Raw genomic sequence first — 24,295 nt, 5'->3', positions numbered from 1 at the left:
GGACCGGCGAGACGCCTACAGTATAGGACGTTCTTCCCCAACATGTGTTGATTTGATGACAGGGTGCTCAAACGTGGTCTGACCTGCGGTTTTGTCCCTTTTGGTAGGCCTTAAGTCCTATTTTCCTCACGAGGTTCGGTTCGTGAGAAACGCTACTGCTATGGGGCTCTTTGGCCCCGTGTGTGGAATACTGGGGGCAATGGCGCAGGATTGCATACCCAGTCCTGTCGGTCTAGTTGACCCGGTGCAGCCGCGATTTTTCCAGCGGGCGCCGCGCGGTCCGACGGACGCCCACCCAGCTGGGGGCCGTGTAGCTTTGCATCCCTCGCGGATGAGAGAGACGAGCAGTCTGGCGCCGGGTATGCGCTGCTAGACCAGATATTTGGAGCACACTTAAATATGTCAGAAGAGGAACAGTTGCCTCTGGCTCCGGCTGCGGCCACCCTGCTTTTCCAGGCCCCGCAGTTCGTGGAACCGGCACCAAAAGAACGATCTTCGGAGCCGGCGCCAGCTGGTGACTCGGACGACTCCGGTCGGGGTCGTAAGCGGACGCAGAAGGCTGCCCGCCCGGCCGAGGCGGTCGAAGAGAGCGCACCGGTAGCGGCCGAAACCCCGAAGAAAAAAAACAACGGCAAGAAGAAGCCGAAAAAGAGCGAACCCGAAGAGGTAGCTCCCACCCCCGAGAGTGAAGAGTCCGAAGAGGATTCGGAAGGATCGCACCGGCGTCGACGCCGACGCTCGCGCTCCACCAACGAAACCGAAGAGGAAACCTCAGAGCCGTCCGACCAGGTGCAGGCGCTCAAGGGCTCCACCCGGCTGGAGGCCAAGCGGATGCGTCGGCGCGAAGGCCGACGGGAGGGACGGCGGCGCCAGTCCATCACCGAAGCGGAGTTCCTGGCCCGGCGCGAGTCGGTGGACCGGGAGATGGTCGTGCGCCACAAGGATGGCCTCGACCAAATTGCCGTGTTGGAAGACGGCCTGCTGGTCGAGCACTACGTGGCCCGCCGGACCCAGCAGTCGATCGTCGGCAACATTTACCTGGGGCGGGTGCAAAACGTCCTGCCCTCGATGGAGGCGGCCTTCGTCGACATTGGCCGCGGCCGCAATGCGGTCCTGTACGCCGGCGAGGTCAACTGGGATGCGCTGGGGATGGAAGGAAAGCCGCGTCGAATCGAGCAGGCGCTCAAGTCCGGCGACACCGTCCTGGTCCAGGTAACCAAGGACCCGATTGGACACAAGGGCGCCCGCCTCACCAGTCAGGTGACGCTGGCCGGCCGCTACCTGGTCCTGGTGCCGGGTTCGTCCATGCTGGGCATTTCCCGGAAACTGCCCGACACGGAGCGGTCCCGGCTAAAGAAGATCCTGCGCGAGGCCGTGCCCAACGACGCGGGTGTGATCGTTCGGACCGCCGCGGAGGGTGCCAGCGAAGAGCAACTGCGCGCCGACGTCGACCGACTGGTGAAGCAGTGGAGCGACATTCAGCAGAAGCAGGCCGGGACCAGAAAGGCCCCCCAGCTCCTGCGCGGGGAACCGGAACTGGTGGTCCGGGTCGTCCGCGACATTTTCAACGAGGACTTCAAGCAACTGGTGGTGCAGGGCGACGAAACTTGGGCCACCGTGTCCGAGTACGTAGCTGAGCTCTCCCCGGAGCTGGAGGCCCGCCTCGAACACTGGACCTCACCTGACGACGTGTTCCAGGCCAAGCGAATTGACCAGCAGCTCGCCAAGGGGATGGACCGGAAGGTCTGGCTGCCCAGCGGCGGCACCCTGGTGATTGACCGGACCGAAGCGCTGACCGTGGTCGACGTCAACACCGGCAAATTCATTGGTTCCGGCGGCACGCTGGAAGAGACGGTCACCCGCAACAACCTGGAAGCGGCCGAAGAGATTGTCCGCCAGCTACGCCTGCGCGACATTGGCGGGATCATCATCATCGACTTTGTCGACATGGTGCTGGAGTCGAACCGCGAACTGGTGCTCCGCCGCCTGGTGGAATGCCTGGGACGCGACCGCACCCGCCACCAGGTCACTGAGATTACCTCGCTGGGACTGGTGCAGATGACCCGCAAGCGGGTCGGTGAGGGACTGGTTGAGGCGTTCTCCACCACCTGTGAAGCCTGCGAAGGCCGGGGCTTCATCGTGCACGACCACCCGGTCGAAGTGCAGATCTCCGCTCCCTCGAACGGGAAGAAGCGGAAGTCTCGCGGCGACGATGCGCCCAAGCGGAACCAGCGGGAGTCGGCTCCGAAAGAAGCTGAAGCTCCCGTCAGCCACGTGGGTGACGAGAAAGTAAAGACCGCCCTGTCCGCGATCGCGGCAGCGACCGTGGTGCGGGAAGAGGAAAAGCCGGCTTCGGCCGAGTCGGACCGAGCCCAGGCTGGGTCCAAGCGGAAGCCGGCGACCCGGAAGGCTCCCGCCAAGCGGGCGGAGCCCAAGGCCCAGGAGCAGGCAAAGGTCGAGGAGCCCAAGGTTGAACCGGTGGCCGCCCCTCAGCCCGAGCCGGAGACCAAGCCGAAGCGTCGGCGCGTGGTCTCCTCCCAGGAGCCGATCGAGCCGACCGTGCGTCCGGCAGCAGACGCGGGGGAGGGGCGCAGCCTGCTCGAATCCGCCGCAGCCGCGCTGGACGCGGTGGTGGATCACCGGGAAACCCCGGCTCGCCCTCGGCGGCGGCGCAAAGTGGTCGCGGAGAGCCCAATCCCCGCGGTCAAGTCCGAGTCGCGTCCGGTGGACGAAGCCAAGCGCGAAGCGGCTCAACAGGCGGTCCAGGACCTGCTCGGCAGCTGAAATCGGGGGAAAAGGGCGCATTAGTGCTAAATGACACACCTGTCATACGCCCTTTTCCGTCCGACAAGGTTGCCGCCAGGCGCGCCAATCCGATAAATTAAATGGTCGGTGCATTCAGCACCAGCCGGAGAACGTCCCGCGTGGGCTGGTTCCGGTTCCGAAGTTTTTAGATGAGGACAATAACGTGGTCTACGCGATCGTTAAAGCCGGTGGCCGGCAAGAGAAGGTCTCCGTGGGTGACACCCTGGTGGTCGACAAGTTGGCGGACGAAATCGGCTCGACCGTCGAATTCCAGCCCGTCATGCTCGTTGATGGCGAAAACATCAACACCGATGCAGAGAAGCTGGCCAAGGTCAGCGTTAAGGCTGAGATTGTGGACAGCGCGAAGGGTCCCAAGATCACCATCATCAAGTACAAGAACAAGACCGGTTACCGCAAGCGTCAAGGTCACCGTCAGCCCCTCTCGGTCGTCAAGATCACCGAGATCGCCTAGGGCCCACAAGGAAGAGAGAACCACAACATGGCAACTAAAAAGGGGGTTGGCTCCTCCCGTAACGGCCGCGACTCGAACGCTCAGCGTCTAGGAGTCAAGCGCTTCGGTGGGCAGTCCGTCAACGCCGGTGAAATCCTGGTCCGTCAGCGCGGCACCAAGTACCACCCGGGGGCGAACGTGGGCCGTGGCAAGGACGACACACTTTTTGCTCTGTCAGCCGGTAGCGTTGAGTTTGGCAACTACCGTGGCCGCAGGGTCATCAGCGTGGTTGAGGCGTAGGCCTAAATCACCGTATGAGGGGCGTTCGGTTTGTCCGGACGCCCTTTCTCATATCTATCGAAGGATGTTTTAGTGGCCGAGTTTATCGACCGAGTGAAGATTTTTGTGACCGCCGGGGACGGTGGCCACGGGTGCGCTTCCGTGCGCCGCGAGAAGTTCAAGCCGCTGGGGGGACCTGACGGTGGCAACGGCGGCAACGGCGGTTCGGTGGTCGTGCAGGTGGACTCGAACGTGTCGACCCTGCTCAGCTTCCACCATCGGCCCCACCACAAGGCGAAGAACGGTGAGCCCGGCAAGGGCGACCTGCGCCAGGGTAAGAACGGCGACGACATTATCCTCCCCGTGCCGATCGGCACCGTGATCAAGGATGAGTCCGGGGAGCTGCTGGCCGACCTCCAGGGAGACGGCGCCCGCTACGTGATTGCGGAAGGTGGGCGAGGCGGACTGGGGAACGCGGCCCTGGCCAACCGGGCCCGGAAGGCCCCCGGGTTTGCCCTGCTGGGCGAGCCGGGCGAAGAGGCCACCGTGGTGCTGGAGCTGAAGTCGGTTGCCGACGTGGCCCTGGTGGGTTACCCCTCGGCGGGGAAGTCCTCGCTGATCGCCGCACTGTCGGCCGCTCGTCCGAAGATTGCGGACTACCCGTTCACCACGCTGATCCCGAACCTGGGCGTGGTTCAGGCCGGCGAGGTGCGCTACACCATCGCCGACGTGCCGGGCCTGATTCCCGGCGCCTCCGAAGGCAAAGGCCTGGGACTGGAGTTTTTGCGCCACATTGAACGCTGCTCGGTGATTGCCCACGTGATCGACTGCGCGTCCTTTGATCCGGATCGCGACCCGGTCACCGACCTGCAGACGATCGAAGCCGAGCTGGGGGCCTACGAAGGGGACCTGGCTCAGATTGAGGGTTACGTGCCGCTGATGGAGCGGCCCCGCTTGATCGTGTTGAACAAGGTCGATATTCCCGACGGGCAGGCGATGGCCGACCTGATGATGCCGGAACTGGAACGGCTGGGCTGGCCGATTTTCGCCGTCTCGGCGGTAACCCATCAGGGGCTCCCGGCCCTGTCCTACGCGATGGCGGCCGAGGTGGAGGCTCAGCGGGCGCTGCGACCCGCCCTGGAGGAAACTCGGGTGGTCCTGACGCCGAAGGCGGTGGGCACCAAGAACGCGCCGGTGACGGTCACTCCGGTCCAATTCGGCGGCGAAACCGTATTCCAAGTGCGGGGGGCCAAGCCGGAACGGTGGGTCCGCCAAACCGACTTTGGCAACGACGAGGCGGTCGGCTACCTGGCCGATCGGCTGGCTGCCGCCGGGGTGGAAGACGCCCTGGTCAAGGCGGGGGCCGTGCCCGGCTCACCGGTGGTAATTGGCCCGGTTGAGGGCGGAATGATCTTCGACTGGGAGCCCACTTTGAGTACCGGCGCGGAGCTGCTCGGTGGACGAGGGGAAGACCCCCGGTTGGACCCGAACCTGCGTCGGACCACCACGGAGAGACGGCGGGAATACAAAGCCCGGATGGACGGGAAAGAGGCCGCTCGCCAAGAGCTGCGCGCCGAACGCGATCGGGGTGTCTGGACCGATCCGGAGGAGGGTTAGCCGGTGTCAACCTCAGAGCGGGCCCGCGAACTGCTGGCTCCGGATGTGCGGGATCGGCGCCGGAACCAGGAGAGTGAGAAGCGACGCCAGCGGTCCCAGGGACAGCGTCGAATCGGGGTAATGGGCGGAACCTTCGATCCCATTCACCACGGTCACCTGGTGGCCGCCTCCGAGGTGATGGACCGATTCAACCTGGAACAGGTGGTGTTCGTCCCGGCAGCCACGCAGCCGTTCAAAGCTGGTCGCGAGGTGGCCCCGGCCGAGCACCGGTACCTGATGACGGTGATTGCCACCGCCTCGAACAACCGCTTCACCGTGTCCCGGGTCGACATCGATCGGGGAGGGCTGTCCTACACCTACGAGACGCTGCGACAGCTGCACGCGGAGGACCCCGAGGTGGAATGGTATTTCATCACCGGGGCCGACGCACTGGAGAGCATTCTGGAATGGAAGAACGCGCCGGAACTGTTCGAACTGGCCCACATCATTGGGGTGACGCGGCCCGGGCACGTCCTGGGCAAGGCCGAGCTGCCCGCCGACTCCGTCTCGCTGCTGGAGATTCCGGCGCTGGCAATCTCCTCGAGCGATTGCCGAGAGCGGATCCGCACCGGGAAACCGATCTGGTATCTGGTTCCCGACGGGGTAGTACAGTACATTGAGAAATACGGGCTCTACCGATAATTTGGAAGGATCTATGACCTGCACAAACCACGCCTTGGAGCTGCTGGAAATCGCAGCCAAGGCCGCTGACGACGCGCTGGGGCTGGACCCGCTGGCCCTGGACGTCAGTGAGCAACTCTACCTGGCCGACATCTTTTTCCTCGTCACCGCGGACAATCCGCGCCACTCCCGCTCGATTGCGGAGGAAATCACCACGGAGATCAAGAAGGCGACCGGCCAGTTGCCGGTGGCCACCGAGGGTGAACTGGGCTCAGGCTGGGTGGTGGTGGACTACGGGGACCTGGTCGTCCACGTGCTGCAGCCCGAAGAGCGGGACTTCTACGCCCTCGACAAGCTGTGGGATAAGAGTCCGCGCCTCGTCACCGCCTAAATGAGCGAGGTTCGCCTCGGACTCACGCGGGCAGCCCCGGTTGCGCTGGGGATGGTGCCGCTGGGGATGGCTTTTGGCCTGCTCGTAGTGAACCTGGGGTTGGCCTGGTGGTGGGCCCCGGTGTTCAGCGCCGTGGTGTACGCCGGATCGCTGGAGTTCCTCCTGGCCACGATGGTGGCGGCGGCCGTTCCCCTCGGACAAATTGTGATTACCACCCTGGTCGTCAACTCGCGGCACGTGTTTTACGCGCTTTCGTTTCCGCTGCACCGGGTCCACCCGCTGGCCCGCCCCTACGCCACCTTCGCCCTGACCGACGAGGCCTACGCGCTGACGGCAACTCCGGAGGCAAACACCTGGTCCAGCGGACGGATCCTGGCCCTGCAGGCACTGCTCCAGTGTTTCTGGGTGGGGGGAGCCACCGCCGGGGCACTGCTGGGAACGGCTTTGCCGCTGGCGGCCGTCTCGGGACTTGAGTTCGCCCTCACGGCCCTGTTCGTGGTCCTGGCCCTGGACGCCTACCGGGCGGCCCCGAGCCCCCGGGTGGTGGTGACAGCCATCGGATCGGCCGTGGTGGCCGCCCTGCTGGTGCCCGAGCAGATGCTGCTGGTCGCCTACGGCACCTTCGCGCTTCTATCACTGCTGGGGGCCCGCCGTGCCGCCTGAGCAAATCCTCGTTTCCGTCCTGGTGGCCGGGGGACTGACCTGGTTCCTGCGGGCCGCACCCTTCGCGTTTATTGGACGCGTGCGCCACCACCCCCTGGTCCAGCACCTGAGCCGGCAGATGCCGCTCGGAGTCCTGCTGATCCTGGTGGTCTACCTGCTGCAGGGGGTGCGGTGGGAGACCGGGCTGGCCACCGCGGCCGCCCTGGCGGTCACCGTCGGACTGCACCTGTGGCGCCGCTCAGTCCTGCTGAGCATCGTGGGCGGCACCGCGATCTACCTGCTGCTGCTCTGATCAGCCCAGCTCGGCCTGCGGGGTGGGCCAGCTGACCCCGGCGGAGCGGTGGTAAGGCCACTGACGACCCTTCCACCAGGAAGTCTGCGCCGCCACCCGGCGGGTGAAGGACTCCCAGTTGAGCTCCTCGGTCCAGGCCACCTCGGCTACGGCGGCCAGGCGCGGAAGCAGCATCACCATCAGGTCCTCCAGCGAGTGGATGGTTTCGGTCCAGATGGCGGCCTCAACCCCGACCACCGCCCGGGGGTCCAGTCCCTCAATCACCCGGGTCGGCTCCCACCGGTACGAGTCGGACAGTTCGACGTACCCGGCCCAATCCTGGCCCAGTTCGGTCGACTGATCGTATTTCAGGTCCAGGTAGGTGTGCTCGGCCGGGGACATGACGACCAGGGCTCCGCGCTGGGCTGCCTGAACCACCGCCTCGGTCCCGGAGCGCCCATCCCAGAACTGCACCACCGAGCCGGGCGGAAGGGCGGCCTGGGCAATCTCCTGCCAGCCAACAATCTCCTTCCCGGTCGCCAGCACCGCGTGAACCGCCTCGCCCACCAGCTGGACGTACTCGTCCGACTCCAGGGCCAGGGCCTCATCCCCACCCAGGTGCAGGTAGGCGCTCTCGGTTTGCTCGGCCGCGTCGGCAAAGACTGACTGCAGGAACTCTCGGGTGGCGGGCAGGGCCGCGTGGAGGCGCGAGAACCCCACCTGCATCCCGTCGTAGGCGTCGGTTGGCTGACCGTCAGGGTTCAGCTCCGGGCAGGCGTGGGTGGCGGCGTTGGTGTGGCCGGGAACGTCCAGTTCGGGGATCACGTCGATTCCGCGCGCCTCCGCGTAGCCGACCAGATCGGCAAACTCCGCCTGGGTGTAGAAGCCGCCGCGCCCTCCGGCGATGGCGGTCGGGCCGGAGATCTCGGTCAGCTCCGGGTGGGAGGGGACCTCCAGTCGCCACCCCTGATCGTCGGACAGGTGCAGGTGCAGGCGGTTGAACTTGTAGCGCGCCAGCAGGTCAATCACCTGTTTGACCTCATTGGGAGGGAAGAAGCTGCGGGCCACGTCCAGGGTCAGGCCGCGCCAGGTGAACCGCGGGGCATCATCAATCTCCACGCCCGGCAGGTGACCGTCCTCGACCAGTTGAACCAGGGTGGCGAGGGCTCGGATGATCCCCAGGTCGGTGGGGGCGCTGAGCTGGACCCGCTCCGCCTCGACCCGGATTCGGTAGGCCTCCGGACTGGGGTTTTCCCAACCGTCCGGCTCAATTTGGAGCGCGATTGTCCGGGACGCGTCCGGGGTGAGCTCGGCGCCGCTGGCGGTGAGGAACTCGGCGAGGGGCACCTCCACCACGAGTCGAAGCGACTCATCCACTTCCAGGCGCAGGGGTTGGTCGAGGGGGAAGGTCACCTCGGGATCGGTGAGCACACTTTGTGGTTGGGGGAGGAGGGGGAGGGGGGACATGGTTCCTCACTGGGCTTGGGAATTGGGATCCTGTCCATCTTAAGCCGCTGGCGGGACGGGCGCAGGCTGCCGGGCCGGGGATCGGGTCAGGGATCGGGCTGCACCCTTGCAGAGCTCGGTACTTAACGTTACTATCTACTGGTAGGTAGTGATGCTTAGTACTGGGGGATTGATGAACAAACAGCTGACCGAGATGCTCAAGGGAACACTGGAAGGCATTGTCCTCTCCCTTCTGTCCCAGCGACCTGCCTACGGCTACGAGATCACAGCTTCCCTGCGTGAACGCGGCTTCACCGACCTGGCTGAGGGAACCATCTACGCGCTCCTGGTCCGCATTGAGCAGCGGGGCCTGGTGGACGTGGACAAAGTTCCCTCCGAAAAGGGGCCACCGCGAAAGGTCTACACCTTGAATCCGGCTGGACGCAGCCAGCTGGCGGACTTCTGGGACACCTGGACTTTCCTGTCCGCCCGGATAGAACAGCTTCGAATAGGAGAAAACCATGACTAACCCACTTGAGTTCATCACCGGCAGTTGGGAGGGCAAACGCCAATGGCGTGCCTACCGTCAGCGGGTGGAGGCGCTGCCGGGCCCCTATCGAAAGGCGGCCAGCGCGATTGAACGCTACCTGCTGCACACCGGCCCCACCGACACCGAACCGATGATGCAGATGCTGACCGATCTGGCTGACCTGTTTGAGCAGGCAGTGGCCGACCAGACCCATCTACGCGAGGTTGTGGGCGACGACCCGGTCGAGTTTGTCGAGACATTCAAGGACAACTACGGGCAGGGCTCTTGGCTGGCGAAAGAGCGCCAGCGGCTCCGCGATGCCGTGGAGGAGCAACTCCAGTGAGCGTGGTGGTACGCGGGGTGGAGAAATCCTTCGGCTCGGTCCATGTCCTTCGCGGCGTCGACCTCACGGTCCCGTCGGGACAGATTTTTGCCCTCCTGGGTTCGAATGGGGCCGGGAAGACAACCCTGGTTCGGATCCTGGCCACCCTGCTTCCGCCCGACCGCGGGCAGGTGCAGGTGGCCGGCTTCGACGTGACCACCCAGCCGGACCGGGTTCGGCAGGCGATCAGCCTGACCGGCCAGTTTGCCGCCGTCGACGAGGTGCTCACCGGGCGGGAAAACCTGGAGTTGGTGGCGCGCCTGCGGCAGGTGCCCCGCCCGCGTGAGGTGGCCGACCGGGCGCTGTCCCAGTTCCGCCTCGTCGAAGCGGGGGATCGGCCCGTTCGCACCTACTCGGGTGGGATGCGGCGCCGGCTGGACCTGGCAATGAGCCTGATCGGGCAGCCCGAGGTGGTGGTCCTGGACGAGCCCACCACCGGCCTGGACCCGGAGGCCCGCCGCGACGTGTGGCAGGTGATCAGGGACCTGGTGGGGGGCGGAACCACGGTTGTGCTGACCACCCAGTACTTGGAGGAGGCGGAGCAGTTGGCCGACCAGATCGCCATCTTGCACGAGGGGCGGATTCTGGTGAGCGGCACCCTGGCCGAACTCAAAGACCTGCTGCCGCCCACGACCGTCGAATACGTGGAGCGTCAGCCCAGCTTGGAAGAAGTGTTCCTCGCCCTGACGGGGAGCCAAGGAGGAAACGCCCGATGACCGCCACGCTCCGCGAAACAGCCATCCTGACCCGCCGGACCCTGCGGCACCTGACCCGGAGTCCGGACACGATCATCACCAGCGCCCTGATTCCGGTGGCCCTGATGCTCATGTTCATCTACGTTTTTGGTGGGGCGCTGGCGCCCAGCCTGCCCACCGCCTCCTACCTGGAGTACATGCTGCCCGGCATTTTGCTGTTCACAGTCGGGTCCGGCATCGTCTACACGTCGGTCAGGCTTTTCTCCGACCTGCAGGGTGGCCTGGCTGAACGCTTCGCCTCCCTGCCGATCTCCCGGGCCGCCCCGCTGTGGGCGCACGCGCTCACCTCGCTGGTGGGGACCCTGGTACCGGTGGGGCTGGTCTTGCTGATTGCAGTTGGGCTCGGCTTTCGCAGTCCAGCCGGAGTCGGATCGTGGTTGGCGGCGCTCGGCCTGCTGGCGGCGCTGGTCCTGGCCCTCACCTGGGTGGCGATTCTGGCCGGGCTTGGGGCCAAAACCGTGGAGAGCGCCAGCGCGTTCTCCTATCCCATTCTGTTCCTCCCCTTTGTCAGCTCCGCCTTCGTTCCCACCGACACCATGCCCGGACCGCTGCGGTGGTTCGCCGAGCACCAACCGGTGACGGCACTGGTCGACGCGTTGCGCCAGCTCTGGGCGGGGGAGGGGGCCGGGTCGGACCTGTGGGTTTCCCTGGCCTGGTGCGCGGGGATCCTGGTGGTGGCTCAGACCTGGGCGGTGGTTCGGTACCGGCGACGGCTCCACTAGCCGGGCCTTATTAGGATGAGGGAAACTCAGCCCGTGCGTCGGAGGGGGGCGGATCGTGGCCCGGTTCCGGATCCGCGTCGAACCCAGGGCACTGACCTGGGCGGTCCAGCAAGCTGGGTGGAGCGAGGCCGAAATCAAGCAGAGGGCCCCGTCATTTGACCGGTGGGTGGAGTGAAGCCGACAACCGACCGCGCGTCAACTGGTCAGGTTCTCCGCGGACACGAACATTCCCCACGAGGAGTTCCCTCGCCGGCCGGCCCGCGAGCTGGCCGTCCCAGATCGGCGCCCGAACCCGGGTGACCGGCCTCGGGCTGGTGGGCCAGCTCGAGCAGTGCGGAACGCTGGTAATGGTCTCGGACATCTACGGGTCTAACTCACGCCGTTCGTTGAATCCCGCCGAATTCAAATCCATTGCTCTGTTCGATCCCGTCGCTCCGGTCCTGTTTCTGAACTCCCGCGACCGGCCCGACCGGCAAATCTTCACCCTGGTGCACGCCCTGGCGCACCTGTGGCTGGGCCAAAGCGCGCTCTGCGCCCCCGCAGTGGAATCGCGGGAAGAGCCGGACCGGTGGGCGGACGAGGTGGCGGCCGAGGTGTTGGCTCCACGCGCCTCGGCGGAGGAACAAGACCGGCCGGTGCCGCAAGTGTTTTTGGGGGACCCCAACGCGGAGCGTGGCTTCCATCGGCACGTGGAGCTGCGAGCCGGTGGGCGCTTCACTCGAGCACTGCTGGCCGGTTGGCGCCAGGGAATCGCGAGCGAGTCCGAGGCGATAGAACTGCTGGGGATCAAGGAGCCCCGGGTGTTGTGCACGCTGGCCGAGCGGTTAGGCATTGACTGAACCGGGCACTGCCTGAGGTTCCAGGTCTGCGGGGATGATTTGGCCCGCTCGCAACCGACGTCACGGTGAGGGGCGGCTCGCTCCTCGCGCCAAAACGGCTGATCGAAGCTAAGCTTCGGGTACCTACTCATCTCGACCAGGTCTCAGACTGAACCGGAAAGCAGAGGTCCCGATGAGCGTTGACCTGCCATCAGCCATTACCGTTACCCAGCTCCGAGTGGGCCAGTTGGCCGCGGTTGAGCTACCGATCCACCTGTACCTGGTGGACCACCCGGAGGCGAGGATCCTGGTCGACACCGGATTGACTTGCGAGACGCCGGAAGCGGCAGACCTGGCACCCAGCCTGGTCCCCGTGGCCGAGTGGGGCCTGGACCTGGATAGCGTGACGGCGGTGGTCAATACCCACCTGCACTTTGATCACTGCGGTGGAAACTGGATGTTTCCCGGCCGGCCCATCTACGTGCAGCAGCGCGAACTGGCCGACGCCCGCACGCAGGCTGACTACACGATTCCCGAGTGGGTGGATCCGCCGGGAGTGTCGCTCGACTACCGGCCGCTGAGGGGGCCGATGGAGATAATTCCGGGGGTGCGTCTCCTGCCAGCGCCGGGCCACACACCAGGATCGCAAATCGTTGAGGTTGCCACGGAAGCGGGGACAGTGGTGATTGTGGGGGACACGGCGATCTGGTCCGGCCAGCTTGATCAGCCGGAGACGCCCGGGCAGCGCCTGGTTCGAAGCCTGGACCCGGTTCAGGTGTGGCTCGCGCACCAGACTGAGCCCTGGCGGCCAGCGGATTTGAACTAGAGACGGGCAAACAAAAAGGCCGCCCTGTTTCCAGAGCGACCTAATAATTGTGGAGCTAAGGGGATTCGAACCCCTGACCTCTTCCATGCCATGGAAGCGCGCTACCAACTGCGCCATAGCCCCGAAGGCTTCGTTGCTGTCCTGCAACGATTAGAAACTATACCTGGTTCTCTCGGCCAGGTCCAAATGGGCCGGATGTAATCCCCGCCACCCCTTCGCGTCCCGGTCGTTGGAGGTTAGGCCCGCAAAAAGGTGAGGGCGGAACCGGTTGGCGTCAGCTCGCCCAGGCGATCGTTCAGAACCTTGTTGGCGGGGTCCGCCATGTGCTCGGCGAAAGCCTGCTGGTCGCGGTACCGCTCCAGGACGCGGACGAAGTCGTCGTCCTGGGCCCGGTACACCTCGAACCGCTCAGCTCCATCCATGGTCCGGACGTGAGCGCCGTACTCCTCCAGAAGTTGCTGGACGGCGGTAAGGTTTTCGACCGGGCAGGGGATCCGGGCAATCAGGTTAACTGCGCTCATCAGGCTGGCTCCTAACCGATCAGTTGGGCGTGGCGCAGGGCAATGGCCAACCCGTCTTCATCGACCGACTGGCTGATCCAGTCGGCCCGCTCGGCCACCTCGGGCACCGCGTTGCCCATCGCGATACTCAGACCGGCCACGGTCATCATCTCGAGGTCGTTGTGCGAATCCCCGATCCCGACCGTATCGGCCAGGGAGAATCCGAGGTGAGCTGCGACTTGGCGCAGCCCGTTGCCTTTGCTCATCCCCGGCTGGACCATTTCCACGCTCTGGCCGAAGGTGTCGTCCATCGAGCCCGGCTCAATGTCGAACCGGCCGCCAAACTCGTGCTGGAACTCGGTAAACGAGGTGGAGGAGCCGGCCGGAATGATCACGACGGCTTTGGAAGCCGCCTCGGGAATGCCCTCACGCACCCGGGGGAGGACCTGCTCCACAAACTCAACCCGCGACGGTTGCGGAGTCTGCCCCATGTTGGTGAAGGCGTCCCAGAAGGTCGGAGCAGAGTACAGGTGATCCGGGGTTTGCCAGATCCACGGTAGGTGGCGCTGATCGAACCAAGCGGTGGCGCTTTCGAGCTCGGGCCGGTCGATCCGATAGTCAAACAGGCGAGTTCCATCCAGGTCAGCATAGGTCCCGTTGGCGCCGACGATTCCCTCGAACCCGAGTTCCCACAGGGAGGGGAACACCTCCGGGTTGTTTCGGCCGGTGCAGAAAAACAGTCGGTGACCGGCCTGCTTAACCTGAGCCAAAGCGGTCCGAGCGGACTGGGGAACTTGGTGCTGGTGATCCAGGATGGTGCCGTCGATATCGATGAAGACCAATTTGCGCATGGGCTCATTGTCCCACAATCAGTTGGGCGCTTCCGGGTTGGCTGTGGGCGGCCCCACCGGGAGCGTGGTGTCTGTGCCTTTGACACCTTTGCGCAGGTGCGGTACTTTCCAAAGGTACCCCGGTGTAGCCATCCATTTCGCCGGGGTTTTTCAGGCCTACCGGCCGTACAAGTGGAAATTGGAGCGCGGGTGGAGATCAGTAGTTTTGTGAACGTGACGCTGCTGGCGACCACGTTTACTACCCTGTTTGTCATCATGGACCCGCCCGGGACGATCCCGGTGTTTCTGGCGTTAACCTCTCGCTATTCCACCCGCCAGAAGCAGCGGGCAGCCGTGTTGGCCACCGCCACCAGTTTTGGCGTGATCGTGCTGTTCGCCGTCTTGGGGCGCTACATCCTGCAGTTCTTGCAGATTTCGATGGAATCGCTGCAGCTTTCCGGCGGGGTTCTGCTGTTCATCGTGGCTATTCAGTTGCTGATGTCCAACGAGTATGAGGGGCACGGAGAACCGGCCGACGCGGGAGCGGACGGTGGCAGTCACCGGGTCAATGCGGCGCTGGTTCCACTGGGGACCCCGCTGCTGGCCGGCCCCGGCGCAATCGTTGCCGTGATGATCTCGGTGGAACAGGGCTCCAACACGATTCCGGGTTGGACTGCCGTCCTGGCGGCCGTGATCCTGATGCACCTGGTCATTTGGCTGACCATGCGCTTCTCCCTGACGCTGTCACGGCTCCTGGGGGAGGGCGGCATCATGATTCTGACAAAGGTGGCCGGTTTGCTGCTGGCTGCCATCGCCACTCAGATGATGATGAACGGTCTGTTCCAGTTCATTGCCCACTCCAAAGAAATGGGCGTGATTTAGCCCGGCCGACCACCGGGTCAGCCGGGCTGATGGGCCAAGCCGTCCAGTTGGCCGGCCCATCCCACTCTGACAGCGGGGCCTACTCTGACAGCGGGATGGTTTCGCCCGAGGGGTCCACCTGGAAGAAGAAGTCGGCAGCCTTCACGTCGGCAATCACACTGTCCACATCCGGCACCGGGAGGGCAGCCAAACACGGCTTCAGGTGGCTGAGGCGGGGCCGTGGCTCATCGTCGTCGTAGAACCGGGCGGTGACGGCGAAGCCGGTGACCGCGACCAGGATCCGCTGCGCGGCCACCTTGGTTGAGACGGTGAACTGGTAGCCTTCCTGCTGCTGGGCGGCATCGAGGTAGCCTTCCAGCCGCTGCTGCCAGAGCAGGTGGGTGGATCGTCCGTAGCTGTAGGGCACGGAGGGATCGTGGGCTAGGAGCGAGGCGGCTGCGGTAGCCGGATCGATGCTGGAAATGAACGAGTAGCTGGCAATGAAGGCCAGCAGCTGGCGCATGGGGCTGTCCGGGAACGCGGTTTCGGCCCGCTCGGCGGCCCGCTGATCCGTTTCCTCGCACCGCTCCAGGAGGGCGTCAAGAATCGTCTCTTTGGTCGGGAAGTGGTACCCCAACGAGCCTTTCGTGTGCCCAATGCGGGCGGCGATCTTGGCCAGGGAAGCACCAGCATATCCAACGTCTAGGATCTCCATGGCGGCGGCGGTAAGAAGTCGATTGCGGGTTTCTGTACTTGCTGGTAGCTCACTCATAATCTCAAATTTTACTGACGGTAGGTTAATAAACGGTTACGTGTTCGCTTTGGCGCTCGGTGACAAATCTCCTAACCCGGTCTCACCTGCGCCTTCCAAGGCCGAGAACTTTTGGAGTAGCCCAGGCCGCCTCTGGTTGGTAGACTACGCAACTCCTACTGACGATCGTATCAAACAGTTGTTGGACAGAGGTCCCGAATCGGCACCATTATGCGCAGAGATGAAAGTCGGCTCCGGAGGCGGCGAGCCGACAGCGGACCCTGGCCGCGGTGGCGAAACCCTCTGGTCCAGCCCGGTTTCAGGGCCCAGCTTGGGCTTAAGTGGCGCCCTGGTGCTATACTCTTGCGCCCGCTGGAGCCGGTAGCCGATGGCCGTAGATAGGGCAGGTAGCCGGTCTGGACGGTATTCGATCGAATTGTCCTGGACAATTGGAACGCAGATAAATTGTGGACAACTAAATTGCCTTCTATCGATCTATTTGTGTCAGTGGAGTGAGTGGTTAAAAAGGAGCCTGCCCCCGGTGATCTCGGGTGGCAGGCTCCGGGAGAGAAATCTAGCGGGTGGCGGCGTAGGCCTCGGCCACCGCTTCGTTGACGATCTGCCCGCCCTGAATGTTCAGTCCGAGGGCAAGGGCGGGATCGTGCGCCAGAGCGCGTGCCGGTCCCAGATCCGCCAGCGCCTCCGCATAGGGCAAAGTGGCGTTGGTGAGCGCAATCGTGGAAGTGTTCGGCACCGACCCGGGCATGTTGGAGACGCAGTAGAAGATCGACTCGTGAACCCGGTAGGTGGGGTCGTCGTGGGTGGTTGGGTGGGAATCCTCGAAGCATCCGCCCTGGTCAATGGCAATGTCAACCAGGACCGATCCGGGCTTCATCGCCCTGACCATCTCGTTGGTCACCAGCTTGGGGGCGCTGGCCCCTGGAATCAGGACGGCCCCGACCACCACGTCCGCCTGGGCTACCTGCTCGGCAATCGTGTAGGGAGAGGAACGCAGGGTCTCTACCCGCCCGGCGAAGCGCGCTTCCAACTGCTGCAGGCGCGGCAGGCTGATGTCCAAGATGGTCACGTTTGCCCCCATCCCGAGGGCGATCTTGGCGGCGTTCTCACCGGCCGTTCCACCGCCGACCACGACAAATTTCCCCTTGGGAGTGCCGGGAACCCCACCCAGCAGCAGCCCCCGGCCGCCGTTTCGTCGCTGGAGCTGGGTGGCACCGATCTGGGCGGCCAGGCAGCCGGCCACCTCGGACATGGGGGTGAGGAGGGGAAGGACGCCCGAGGCGAGCTGGACGGTTTCGTAGGCGATTGCAGTGCAGCCGGAGGCGAGCAGGGCTTCGGTCAAAGCTGGGTTGGCGGCCAGGTGCAGGTAGGTGAACAGGGTGAGGTCCGGGCGGAGGAAACCGTATTCTTCCGGGGTGGGCTCCTTGACTTTCAGGACCAGATCGCAGGACCAGGCTGCCTGGGCATCGGCTACGATGTTGGCTCCGGCTGCCCGGTAGTCCGCATCGGTGAAAGCGCTGCCCAGTCCCGCTCCGGCCTGGATGAACACCTGGTGACCGTGGGCAGTCAGCTCAGCCACGCCGGCGGGGGTAGCTGCCACCCGGTACTCGTTGTTCTTCACCTCAGTTGGGATCCCGATCCGCATTTCATTCTCCTTCTGGTCGGTGGGTGTCCCCTCGACCGCTGTGGTCAGCACTCGACTACGTTGACCGCGAGGCCGGCGGTGCTGGTTTCCTTGTAGTGGTGCGACATATCCAAACCGGTTTGCCGCATGGTCTCAATCGCCGTGTCCAAGCCCACGATGTGGGTGCCGTCCCCGAGCAGAGCCAGTCGGGAGGCGGTCAGCGCTGTGGAGGCAGCCACGGCATTTCGTTCGATGCAGGGGATCTGCACCAGCCCGCCCACCGGGTCGCAGGTCAATCCCAGGTGGTGTTCAATCGCGATCTCGGCCGCGTTCTCCACCTGGGCAGGGGTCCCTCCCCGCACCGCGGTCAAGCCGGCCGCAGCCATCGCGCAGGCGGACCCGACCTCGGCCTGGCAGCCCGCCTCGGCCCCCGAAATGGAGGCGTTGGCCTTGATCAGGGAGCCGATCACGGTGGCGGTCAAGAGGAACAGTCGCAGTGACTGTGAGCTCAGGGGCTCGTGGTCGTTGGTGTAGGCGAGCACGGCCGGGATGACGCCGGCGGCCCCGTTGGTGGGGGCGGTCACCACCCGTCCACCCCCAGCGTTCTCTTCGCTGATCGCCAGGGCATAGATCGGGAGCACCTCCTCGACCAGGTGGGTCCGCCCCGAGCGGACCAGCTGCTCGTAGGCTCCGGCGGCCCGGCGGGGGACCCGCAGACCCCCGGGAAGGGTGCCGCGCGCCTCCAAACCCCGGGACAGACACTCTGACATCACCGTCCAAATTTGGTCCAGCCCCGCCCGGGCAGCTTCGGCCCCGTGAAAATGGACCTCGTCCTCCCAGGCGATTTCGGCCAGACTCCGCCCGCGGAGGCTCTCCATCAGCTCGGCAGTGGAGGTGTAGGTGGAAAGTGGAACACGGTGGCTGGCTCCGGTTTCGGGCGCCCCCACGCGGCGGATGAACCCGCCCCCGACCGACAGGTAGGTCTCGCTGGCCAGCGGCTCCCCATCCGACCCCAGCGCGGTCAGGGTCATCGCGTTTGGGTGGCCAAAATCGCGGTTGTGGGGCTCGAAAGTAATTGAGTTGGCGTCGAGGTGGCCGCGCCCAAAAGGAAGGGTCTCGCCTTGGACCAGGCGTTGCCACCAGCCGTGAACCTCAGCGGGATCGACCGAGGCGGGATCGGCGCCGCGCAGCCCGGCCAGGACCGCGTCGGGGGTGCCGTGACCCAGCCCGGTCGCGGCCAGGGACCCGTGGAGCCGACTCTGGACGGTGACGGCAGCTGACAGGATTCCCTGGCGTTCCAGCAGGTGGCGGAACTCCTGCGCGGCCCGCATGGGTCCGACCGTGTGAGAACTGGAGGGTCCCACTCCAATGGAGAACAGCTCCAGGGCCGACACGTAGACGCCGCCGCTGTGGTGAGGACGACTAAGCACGGTTCTGGCGCTCCATCTGCAAAAGGTACTCCTTCACTTCGCGTCCACCCAGGTACCCTCCCGGGCCCCCACCCTGGCGGACCACCCGGTGGCAGGGGTAGATGATTGGGAGCGGGTTGGTGGCGCAGGCCGACCCGACCGCCCGGGCGGCCAGGGGGCTACCGGCTCGGGCCGCCAACTCGCCGTAGGTGCTGGTCTGGCCGTAGGGAATCTTCCCCATCTCCTCGACCACGGTCCGCCGGAAGCCCGAGGTGAGCCCCAGGTCCAGGTCTACGCTGAACTCGCGCCTGCTACCGGCAAAGTACTCGGCCAACTCCCGCTCAGCTGGGGCCAGCGCCGCCTCGTCCCCGATCGGGGCCAGTCCGGTGACCGCCTCCAACTCCGACAGGATCCGGCCAAAATCCTCATTCTCAAAGGCAATTCGAACCAGGCCGCGGGGGCCGCTGGCCAGCAGCAGGCGCCCAATCGGCGTCTGCACAATGCTGAAACTGAGCTGCGCCCCAGACAGGTGAGCGGCACTCGCAGTGCTCATCGTGTCCCCTTTTCACCTCGGCAAATCGATTCTTCTAACCTAGCCGATCGGAAGAAAACGGGATACCCGTTGGCCCGCCCTATTCTGGGCGCCGACCAATGGTGAGAGTCACTTCCTGCATCCCGGCAAAGAAGTCGTGGCCCTTGTCGTCCACCACGATGAAGGCGGGGAAATCCTCCACCTCAATCTTCCAGACCGCCTCCATGCCCAATTCCGGGTATTCCAGCAACTCGACAGACTTAATGCAGTTGGCAGCCAACTCTGCGGCCGGGCCGCCAATCGAGCCCAGGTAGAAGCCCCCGTGCTGCCGACAGGCGTCGGTCACGGCCTGGGAGCGGTTCCCCTTCGCCACCATGATCATCGAGCCGCCGGCCGCCTGGAACTGGTCGACGTAGTCATCCATCCGCCCGGCCGTGGTCGGACCGAAGGAACCCGAGGGCATGCCGGCCGGGGTCTTGGCCGGACCGGCATAGTAAACCGGATGGTCCCGCAGGTACTGGGGCATGGGTTCGCCGGCCTCCAGGCGCTCGCGGATTTTGGCGTGCGCGATGTCGCGGGCCACCACCATGGTGCCGTTGAGGGAGAGGCGGGTCTTCACCGGATGCTTGGAGAGCTCAGACAGCACCTCCGGCATGGGACGGTTCAGGTCAATCTGAACCGCCTCGTCCGCTTCGCTGTGGCCGATCTCCGCATCCGTGGTGGCCGGCAGGAACCGGCCCGGATCGGTGTCGAGGCGCTCCAGGAACACCCCGTCCGGGGTGATCTTCCCCTTGGCCTGGCGGTCCGCGGAGCAGGAAACCGCGATCGCCACCGGCAGGGAGGCGCCGTGGCGTGGCAGGCGAATGACCCGGACGTCGTGGCAGAAATATTTGCCGCCGAACTGGGCCCCGATTCCCATCTGCTGGGTCAGGCGGTGGACCTCCTGTTCCATCTCCACGTCCCGGAACCCGTGTCCGGTCCGGTCCCCGCTGGTGGGCAACTCGTCCAGGTAGTGGGCCGAAGCGTACTTGGCGGTGCGGAGCGCATATTCCGCGGAGGTGCCACCGACGACAATGGCCAGGTGATAGGGGGGACAGGCCGCGGTGCCGAGGGAACGGATCTTCTCTTCCAGGAACTGCATCATGTGTTCCGGATCCAGGATCGCCTTCGTCATCTGGTACAGGTAGGACTTGTTGGCTGAGCCGCCGCCCTTGGCCATGAACAGGAACCGGTACTCGTTCTCATGGCCCGGGTGGGTGTCCGCGTGCAGCTCAATTTGAGCCGGCAGGTTGCAGCCGGTGTTGACTTCCTCGTACATGCTGAGGGGAGCATTTTGCGAGTAGCGCAGGTTCAGCTTCGTGTAGGCCTCAAAGACACCGCGCGCCAGCGGCTTCTCGTCTGGTCCCGCCGACAGTACCCGCTGTCCGCGTTCGGCCGAGATGATGGCCGTTCCGGTGTCCTGGCACATCGGCAGCACGCCGGCCGCGGCCACGTTGGCGTTTCGCAGCAGGTCAAGCGCCACGAACCGGTCGTTGGCGGAAGCCTCGGGGTCGTCAATAATCTTTCGGACCTGTTCGAGGTGGGCGGTCCGCAGGTAGAAGGAAATATCGTGATAGGCCGTCTCGGAAAGCAGGGCCAGCGCCTCGGGTGACACCTTGAGGAACTGGGCGCCGTCCGGGCCGGTCACCGTTTCCACTCCCTCCGTGGTCAACAGCCGATACTCGGTCGGGTCCTGTCCGGTGGGCAGAAGATCTTCGTAGAAGAAGTCGGTCACGATAGCTCCGTTCACACAAGGGTTGTACCGCGTCCCAGGATACTGGCAGAAATACGCCAAGATGGCGGCATTAGGTCCCGCCGCCACGACGAAAAGCGGGCAGCCTCCCGAGAGAGACTGCCCGCTTGTTCGCGAGGGGGACTTAGCTATCCAAGCCCAGGTCCGCTTCGAAGTTGCCTTCTTCCAGCCGACGCTTGACCGCCTGCAGGTAGCGGGCCGCGTCGGCGCCGTCCACCAGTCGGTGATCGTAGGACAGGGCCAGGTACACCATCGAGTGAATGGCGATCGCTTCGGCTCCGTCCGCATCCTTCACCACGACCGGGCGCTTCACGATGGTGCCAACCCCCAGGATGGCTACCTCGGGCATGTTCAGCACGGGGGTGTCGAACAGGGCCCCACCGGAACCGGTGTTGGTGATGGTGAAGGTGGAACCGGTCAGCTCGTCGGGGCTGATTGTGCCCTCCCGAGTGTTGGCTGCCAACGAGTTGATGGACTGGGCGATCTGTGCCAGGGAGAGCTCACCGGCGTTCTTGATCACCGGCACCATCAGCCCCTTGGGCGCATCCACCGCGATCCCGATGTTCTCGTAATCGAAGTAGGTGACCTCGTTGCCGTTGATGGTCGCGTTGATCTTCGGGTGCGCCAGCAGTGCCTCGGTCGCGGCCTTGACGAAGAACGGCAGGAAGGTCAGCTTGGAGCCGTGCTGAGCCTGGAAGGCGTCCTTCTTGGCGGCGCGCAGCTGGGCCACCTTGGTCACGTCGACCTCAACCACGGTGGTGAGCTGGGCGGCGGTCTGCAGCGAGTCCACCATCCGCCGGGCAATGGTCTGACGCAGGCGCGACATCTTTTCCGTCGTGCCGCGGAGCGGATCCGGGGTCGGAGCCGGGGTGGCCTGAGCTGCCGGAGCCGGCGCAGCCGGGGTCGGTTCGGGTCGCTGAGCCGCAGCCAGCACGTCGTCCTTGCGGATGCGTCCGCCCACGCCCGAACCCTGGACCTGGGTCAGGTCGACCCCAAGTTCACGGGCGAGCTTGCGCACCAGCGGGGTCACGTAGCCCACGCTGGCGGGGGCGCCGGGAGCGTCCTGGACCAGCTTGCCGGAGGCGGCCGCAGACGCCACCTTCTGGTGGATCGCGGAAACCGGGTCGGCCGGAGCGGGCGCCGGGGGCGCCGGCGGAGCGGGAGGCGCCGGGGGAGCGGGAGGTGCGGGAGGTGCCACCGGAGCGGGGGCAGCCGGAGCCGGAGTGGGGGCCGGAGTAGGAGCAGGAGCCGAGACCGGGGCCGGGGCGGCGGGAGCCGGAGCGGGAGCACTGGCACCCGCAGTGGAAGAAATCACCGCGATAACGCTGCCAACGTCCACCGTCTCGTCTTCTTGGGCCCGAATCTCAACCAGGTATCCGCCCACGGGGGAGGGAACCTCGGAGTCGACCTTGTCGGTCGCCACCTCGACGAGCGGCTCGTCCGCTTCCACCTGGTCGCCAACCTGCTTCAGCCAGGCGGTGACGGTTCCCTCGGTGACGGACTCGCCCAGCGCGGGCATCTTCACCTCGGTCAGCTCACCGTCAGCGGCCGGAGCCGGGGCGGAAGCCTGGGCGGGAGCAGGAGCCTGAGTTTGAGCCGGGGCCGGAGCCGGTTCAGGGGTGGCGGCGGGAGCGGCCGGAGCCGAGCCACCGCCAAGTTCGGAAGCGTCGCCAATCCGGGCGATCTCGGTGCCGACGTCGACAGTCTCGTCTTCGTCCACGAGGATTTCCAGCAGCACCCCGGCAATGGGAGAGGGAACCTCGGAGTCGACCTTATCTGTCGCCACCTCGACGATGGGTTCATCGACCTCAACGGTGTCGCCGACCTGCTTCAGCCAAGCGGTGACGGTCCCCTCGGTGACGGACTCGCCAAGTGCTGGCATTTTGATTGATTGTGCCATCAGTATTTACTCCTTAGGTCGGTCTCAGTCGTGGGCGTGCAGCGGCTTGCCCGCCAGGGCCATGGCTGCCTCGCCAATAGCTTCGTTTTGAGTCGGGTGGGCATGGATCAGCCGGGCCAGATCCTCGGGGTAAGCTTCCCAACCCACGATCAGTTCCCCTTCGCCAATCTGTTCGCTGATGCGGGCCCCAATGGCGTGGAAGCCTACGATCGGCCCGTCAGCCTGCTGCACCAGCTTGATGATGCCTGTAGTTCCCAGGATATTGGACTTTCCGTTTCCTGCCAGGTTGTACTCGACCGTCTTGACCGCGTCGGCCCCGAACTTCTCTTCGGCCTGGCGCTGGGTCAGCCCCACCGAGGCGATCTCGGGCTCGCAGAAGGTGACGCGAGGAATCGAGTTCTCGTCGATCGGATCGGGGTTTAGGCCGGCGATCTCTTCGGCCACGAAGATCCCCTGCAGGAAGCCGCGGTGGGCCAGTTGCAGACCCGGGACAATGTCACCGACGGCGTAGACGCCGTCAACCCCGGTGCGCAGACGCTCGTCGGTGAGGACGAAGCCGCGGTCCAGTTTCACGCCGATCTCTTCAAAGCCAAGCCCCTCGGTAACCGGACCCCGACCGACGGCGACCAGCAGCACGTCGCCGCTGTAGGTTTTCCCGTCCTCGGTGGTGACGGTGACGCCGGACTCGTCCTGCGAGTAGCTGGCAAAGCGGGTGTTGGTCTGGAACTTGATGCCGCGCTTGCGGAAGGACCGCTCCAGAATCTTCGAGATGGACTCGTCCTCGTTGGGAACGAGGTGGGGCAGGCCCTCGATGATGGTCACCTCGGCCCCGAAAGAGCGCCAGATGGAGGCGAACTCAACGCCGATGACCCCGCCGCCCAAGATCAGGGCCGAGTTGGGAACCCAGTCCATCGCCAGAGCCTGTTCGGAGGCGATTACCCGGCCGCCAAAGGGCAGCACGGGCAGAGTGCGAGAGTAGGAGCCGGTGGCGAGGATCAGGTTCTTGCCCGTGATCTGGCGTCCGTTCACCTCGACCGTGTTGGCGGAGACGACCCGACCCCAGCCGGAGATGATTTCCACCTGACGCGAGGCCAGGAGCCCTTCCACCCCCTTGTAAAGCTTGGTGACCACGCCGTCGCGGTACTGACCAACCTGGGTCATGTTGATTCCCTGCAGGGCAGCCTCAACCCCAAAAGTGCCGGCTTCTCGAACTGTGTCGGCCGTCTCGGCTGCGTGCAGATAAGCTTTGGTGGGAATGCAGCCGCGGTGCAGGCAAGTGCCGCCAACCTTATCCCCTTCGATGAGGGCTACTTTCAGGCCCAACTGGCCAGCGCGCAGAGCCGCAGCGTAACCTCCGGAACCAGCACCCAGGATCACCACGTCGAAGTCTGGATCGTTCACGCCTACCTCTTCCTTGTCTTCGCGATTAATCTGTCAACCATCATGGTTGGCTTAGGTACATT

Annotated in this window: 25 protein-coding genes and 1 tRNA gene; 15 read left to right on the top strand and 11 right to left on the bottom strand. The window is 65.0% G+C overall.

Annotation, left to right across the window (positions count from 1 at the left end; translation table 11 throughout):
- Positions 1-399: 399 nt before the first annotated feature.
- The 8 genes from SAC06_RS06675 to SAC06_RS06640 all read left to right on the top strand — a co-directional run bounded on the left by SAC06_RS06675 (position 400) and on the right by SAC06_RS06640 (position 7,158).
- Positions 400-2,784 carry an Rne/Rng family ribonuclease gene (locus SAC06_RS06675; protein WP_350257530.1) on the top strand — a complete coding sequence of 795 codons (2,385 nt, stop codon included), beginning with the start codon at positions 400-402 and terminating at the stop codon, positions 2,782-2,784.
- A 184-nt stretch (positions 2,785-2,968) separates the two neighbouring features.
- Complete coding sequence (rplU, locus tag SAC06_RS06670; protein WP_350257529.1) at positions 2,969-3,277, top strand: 50S ribosomal protein L21; 309 nt, start codon at positions 2,969-2,971, stop codon at positions 3,275-3,277.
- 27 nt (positions 3,278-3,304) lie between these two features.
- Complete coding sequence (rpmA, locus tag SAC06_RS06665) at positions 3,305-3,556, top strand: 50S ribosomal protein L27 (RefSeq protein WP_350257528.1); 252 nt, start codon at positions 3,305-3,307, stop codon at positions 3,554-3,556.
- Between the two features lie 72 nt (positions 3,557-3,628).
- Positions 3,629-5,152: a GTPase ObgE gene (gene obgE, locus SAC06_RS06660; RefSeq protein ID WP_350257527.1), complete on the top strand. Its 1,524-nt coding sequence runs from the start codon at positions 3,629-3,631 to the stop codon at positions 5,150-5,152.
- Positions 5,153-5,197: 45 nt separating this feature from the next.
- Positions 5,198-5,833 carry a nicotinate-nucleotide adenylyltransferase gene (nadD, locus tag SAC06_RS06655; protein WP_350259166.1) on the top strand — a complete coding sequence of 212 codons (636 nt, stop codon included), beginning with the start codon at positions 5,198-5,200 and terminating at the stop codon, positions 5,831-5,833.
- Positions 5,834-5,846: 13 nt separating this feature from the next.
- Positions 5,847-6,203 carry a ribosome silencing factor gene (gene rsfS / locus SAC06_RS06650; RefSeq protein ID WP_350257526.1) on the top strand — a complete coding sequence of 119 codons (357 nt, stop codon included), beginning with the start codon at positions 5,847-5,849 and terminating at the stop codon, positions 6,201-6,203.
- Complete coding sequence (locus tag SAC06_RS06645; protein ID WP_350257525.1) at positions 6,204-6,866, top strand: AzlC family ABC transporter permease; 663 nt, start codon at positions 6,204-6,206, stop codon at positions 6,864-6,866.
- Positions 6,856-7,158 (top strand): branched-chain amino acid transporter permease, encoded by a 303-nt coding sequence (locus SAC06_RS06640; RefSeq protein ID WP_350257524.1) that lies wholly within the window; start codon positions 6,856-6,858, stop codon positions 7,156-7,158. The genes SAC06_RS06645 and SAC06_RS06640 overlap by 11 nt, the downstream gene beginning before the upstream one ends.
- On the opposite strand, the gene SAC06_RS06635 is transcribed toward SAC06_RS06640, so the two are convergent.
- Positions 7,159-8,604, bottom strand: coding sequence for a family 20 glycosylhydrolase (locus tag SAC06_RS06635; RefSeq protein WP_350257523.1), 1,446 nt, complete (start codon positions 8,602-8,604; stop codon positions 7,159-7,161). It abuts the gene before it with no gap.
- 172 nt (positions 8,605-8,776) lie between these two features.
- Here SAC06_RS06635 and SAC06_RS06630 point away from each other — a divergent pair, with 172 nt between their 5' ends.
- The 6 genes from SAC06_RS06630 (at position 8,777) to SAC06_RS06605 (ending at position 12,615) form a co-directional block, all read left to right on the top strand.
- Complete coding sequence (locus SAC06_RS06630) at positions 8,777-9,112, top strand: PadR family transcriptional regulator (protein WP_350257522.1); 336 nt, start codon at positions 8,777-8,779, stop codon at positions 9,110-9,112.
- On the top strand, positions 9,105-9,455 hold the full coding sequence (locus tag SAC06_RS06625; RefSeq protein WP_350257521.1) for a DUF1048 domain-containing protein: 351 nt from the start codon (positions 9,105-9,107) through the stop codon (positions 9,453-9,455). Before SAC06_RS06630 ends, SAC06_RS06625 begins: the two co-directional genes overlap by 8 nt.
- Positions 9,452-10,210, top strand: a complete 759-nt coding sequence (locus SAC06_RS06620; protein ID WP_350257520.1) for an ABC transporter ATP-binding protein — start codon at positions 9,452-9,454, stop codon at positions 10,208-10,210. Before SAC06_RS06625 ends, SAC06_RS06620 begins: the two co-directional genes overlap by 4 nt.
- Positions 10,207-10,971 carry an ABC transporter permease gene (locus tag SAC06_RS06615; RefSeq protein ID WP_350257519.1) on the top strand — a complete coding sequence of 255 codons (765 nt, stop codon included), beginning with the start codon at positions 10,207-10,209 and terminating at the stop codon, positions 10,969-10,971. Before SAC06_RS06620 ends, SAC06_RS06615 begins: the two co-directional genes overlap by 4 nt.
- Before the next feature lie 347 nt (positions 10,972-11,318).
- Positions 11,319-11,810 (top strand): ImmA/IrrE family metallo-endopeptidase, encoded by a 492-nt coding sequence (locus SAC06_RS06610; RefSeq protein WP_350257518.1) that lies wholly within the window; start codon positions 11,319-11,321, stop codon positions 11,808-11,810.
- Between the two features lie 172 nt (positions 11,811-11,982).
- The gene (locus SAC06_RS06605; protein WP_350257517.1) at positions 11,983-12,615 is read left to right on the top strand and encodes an N-acyl homoserine lactonase family protein; all 633 of its coding nucleotides are present in this window, start codon (positions 11,983-11,985) and stop codon (positions 12,613-12,615) included.
- A gap of 50 nt (positions 12,616-12,665) precedes the next feature.
- Here SAC06_RS06605 and SAC06_RS06600 read toward each other — a convergent pair.
- From SAC06_RS06600 to SAC06_RS06590, 3 genes are all read right to left on the bottom strand, one after another.
- Positions 12,666-12,738, bottom strand: a tRNA-Ala gene (locus SAC06_RS06600).
- Positions 12,739-12,851: 113 nt separating this feature from the next.
- Entirely contained in the window at positions 12,852-13,136 is a 285-nt protein-coding gene (locus tag SAC06_RS06595) for an antibiotic biosynthesis monooxygenase family protein (RefSeq protein ID WP_350257516.1), read from the bottom strand.
- A gap of 11 nt (positions 13,137-13,147) precedes the next feature.
- Positions 13,148-13,966 carry an HAD family hydrolase gene (locus SAC06_RS06590; protein WP_350257515.1) on the bottom strand — a complete coding sequence of 273 codons (819 nt, stop codon included), beginning with the start codon at positions 13,964-13,966 and terminating at the stop codon, positions 13,148-13,150.
- A gap of 189 nt (positions 13,967-14,155) precedes the next feature.
- On the opposite strand from SAC06_RS06590, the gene SAC06_RS06585 reads away from it, so the two are divergent.
- Positions 14,156-14,827 (top strand): MarC family protein, encoded by a 672-nt coding sequence (locus SAC06_RS06585; RefSeq protein WP_350257514.1) that lies wholly within the window; start codon positions 14,156-14,158, stop codon positions 14,825-14,827.
- A gap of 79 nt (positions 14,828-14,906) precedes the next feature.
- Here the strand turns inward: SAC06_RS06585 and SAC06_RS06580 are convergent, their stop codons facing one another.
- The 7 genes from SAC06_RS06580 to lpdA form a co-directional block, all read right to left on the bottom strand.
- A complete protein-coding gene (locus tag SAC06_RS06580) occupies positions 14,907-15,578 on the bottom strand; it encodes a TetR/AcrR family transcriptional regulator (RefSeq protein WP_350257513.1) in 672 nt (223 codons plus the stop codon).
- A gap of 553 nt (positions 15,579-16,131) precedes the next feature.
- Positions 16,132-17,220 carry an alanine dehydrogenase gene (gene ald, locus SAC06_RS06575; RefSeq protein ID WP_412766236.1) on the bottom strand — a complete coding sequence of 363 codons (1,089 nt, stop codon included), beginning with the start codon at positions 17,218-17,220 and terminating at the stop codon, positions 16,132-16,134.
- A gap of 44 nt (positions 17,221-17,264) precedes the next feature.
- Positions 17,265-18,629: an L-serine ammonia-lyase gene (locus tag SAC06_RS06570; protein WP_350257511.1), complete on the bottom strand. Its 1,365-nt coding sequence runs from the start codon at positions 18,627-18,629 to the stop codon at positions 17,265-17,267.
- Positions 18,622-19,161 (bottom strand): methylated-DNA--[protein]-cysteine S-methyltransferase, encoded by a 540-nt coding sequence (locus SAC06_RS06565; protein WP_350257510.1) that lies wholly within the window; start codon positions 19,159-19,161, stop codon positions 18,622-18,624. The genes SAC06_RS06570 and SAC06_RS06565 overlap by 8 nt, the downstream gene beginning before the upstream one ends.
- 79 nt (positions 19,162-19,240) lie before the next feature.
- Entirely contained in the window at positions 19,241-20,914 is a 1,674-nt protein-coding gene (locus tag SAC06_RS06560) for a fumarate hydratase (protein WP_350259165.1), read from the bottom strand.
- A gap of 142 nt (positions 20,915-21,056) precedes the next feature.
- The gene (sucB, locus tag SAC06_RS06555; protein WP_350257509.1) at positions 21,057-22,832 is read right to left on the bottom strand and encodes a 2-oxoglutarate dehydrogenase, E2 component, dihydrolipoamide succinyltransferase; all 1,776 of its coding nucleotides are present in this window, start codon (positions 22,830-22,832) and stop codon (positions 21,057-21,059) included.
- 24 nt (positions 22,833-22,856) lie between these two features.
- Complete coding sequence (lpdA, locus tag SAC06_RS06550) at positions 22,857-24,233, bottom strand: dihydrolipoyl dehydrogenase (protein ID WP_350257508.1); 1,377 nt, start codon at positions 24,231-24,233, stop codon at positions 22,857-22,859.
- Between the last annotated feature and the right edge of the window lie 62 nt (positions 24,234-24,295).

Origin of the sequence: Scrofimicrobium sp. R131 (assembly GCF_040256745.1) — a bacterium.
Lineage (GTDB): Bacteria > Actinomycetota > Actinomycetes > Actinomycetales > Actinomycetaceae > Scrofimicrobium > Scrofimicrobium appendicitidis.
Note: the sequence above shows the minus strand (reverse complement) of the source record. Positions and strands in the feature narration are given on the sequence as shown.

Excerpts from the sequence above, each read along its gene's own strand:
- SAC06_RS06675 (WP_350257530.1), top strand. The coding sequence starts at position 400 with ATGTCAGAAGAGGAACAGTTGCCTCTGGCTCCGGCTGCGGCCACCCTG.
- rpmA (WP_350257528.1), top strand. The coding sequence starts at position 3,305 with ATGGCAACTAAAAAGGGGGTTGGCTCCTCCCGTAACGGCCGCGACTCG.
- rsfS (WP_350257526.1), top strand. The coding sequence starts at position 5,847 with ATGACCTGCACAAACCACGCCTTGGAGCTGCTGGAAATCGCAGCCAAG.
- SAC06_RS06645 (WP_350257525.1), top strand. The coding sequence starts at position 6,204 with ATGAGCGAGGTTCGCCTCGGACTCACGCGGGCAGCCCCGGTTGCGCTG.
- SAC06_RS06635 (WP_350257523.1), bottom strand. The coding sequence starts at position 8,604 with ATGTCCCCCCTCCCCCTCCTCCCCCAACCACAAAGTGTGCTCACCGAT.
- SAC06_RS06630 (WP_350257522.1), top strand. The coding sequence starts at position 8,777 with ATGAACAAACAGCTGACCGAGATGCTCAAGGGAACACTGGAAGGCATT.
- SAC06_RS06625 (WP_350257521.1), top strand. The coding sequence starts at position 9,105 with ATGACTAACCCACTTGAGTTCATCACCGGCAGTTGGGAGGGCAAACGC.
- SAC06_RS06615 (WP_350257519.1), top strand. The coding sequence starts at position 10,207 with ATGACCGCCACGCTCCGCGAAACAGCCATCCTGACCCGCCGGACCCTG.
- SAC06_RS06610 (WP_350257518.1), top strand. The coding sequence starts at position 11,319 with ATGGTCTCGGACATCTACGGGTCTAACTCACGCCGTTCGTTGAATCCC.
- SAC06_RS06605 (WP_350257517.1), top strand. The coding sequence starts at position 11,983 with ATGAGCGTTGACCTGCCATCAGCCATTACCGTTACCCAGCTCCGAGTG.
- SAC06_RS06595 (WP_350257516.1), bottom strand. The coding sequence starts at position 13,136 with ATGAGCGCAGTTAACCTGATTGCCCGGATCCCCTGCCCGGTCGAAAAC.
- SAC06_RS06590 (WP_350257515.1), bottom strand. The coding sequence starts at position 13,966 with ATGCGCAAATTGGTCTTCATCGATATCGACGGCACCATCCTGGATCAC.
- SAC06_RS06580 (WP_350257513.1), bottom strand. The coding sequence starts at position 15,578 with ATGAGTGAGCTACCAGCAAGTACAGAAACCCGCAATCGACTTCTTACC.
- ald (WP_412766236.1), bottom strand. The coding sequence starts at position 17,220 with ATGCGGATCGGGATCCCAACTGAGGTGAAGAACAACGAGTACCGGGTG.
- SAC06_RS06565 (WP_350257510.1), bottom strand. The coding sequence starts at position 19,161 with ATGAGCACTGCGAGTGCCGCTCACCTGTCTGGGGCGCAGCTCAGTTTC.
- sucB (WP_350257509.1), bottom strand. The coding sequence starts at position 22,832 with ATGGCACAATCAATCAAAATGCCAGCACTTGGCGAGTCCGTCACCGAG.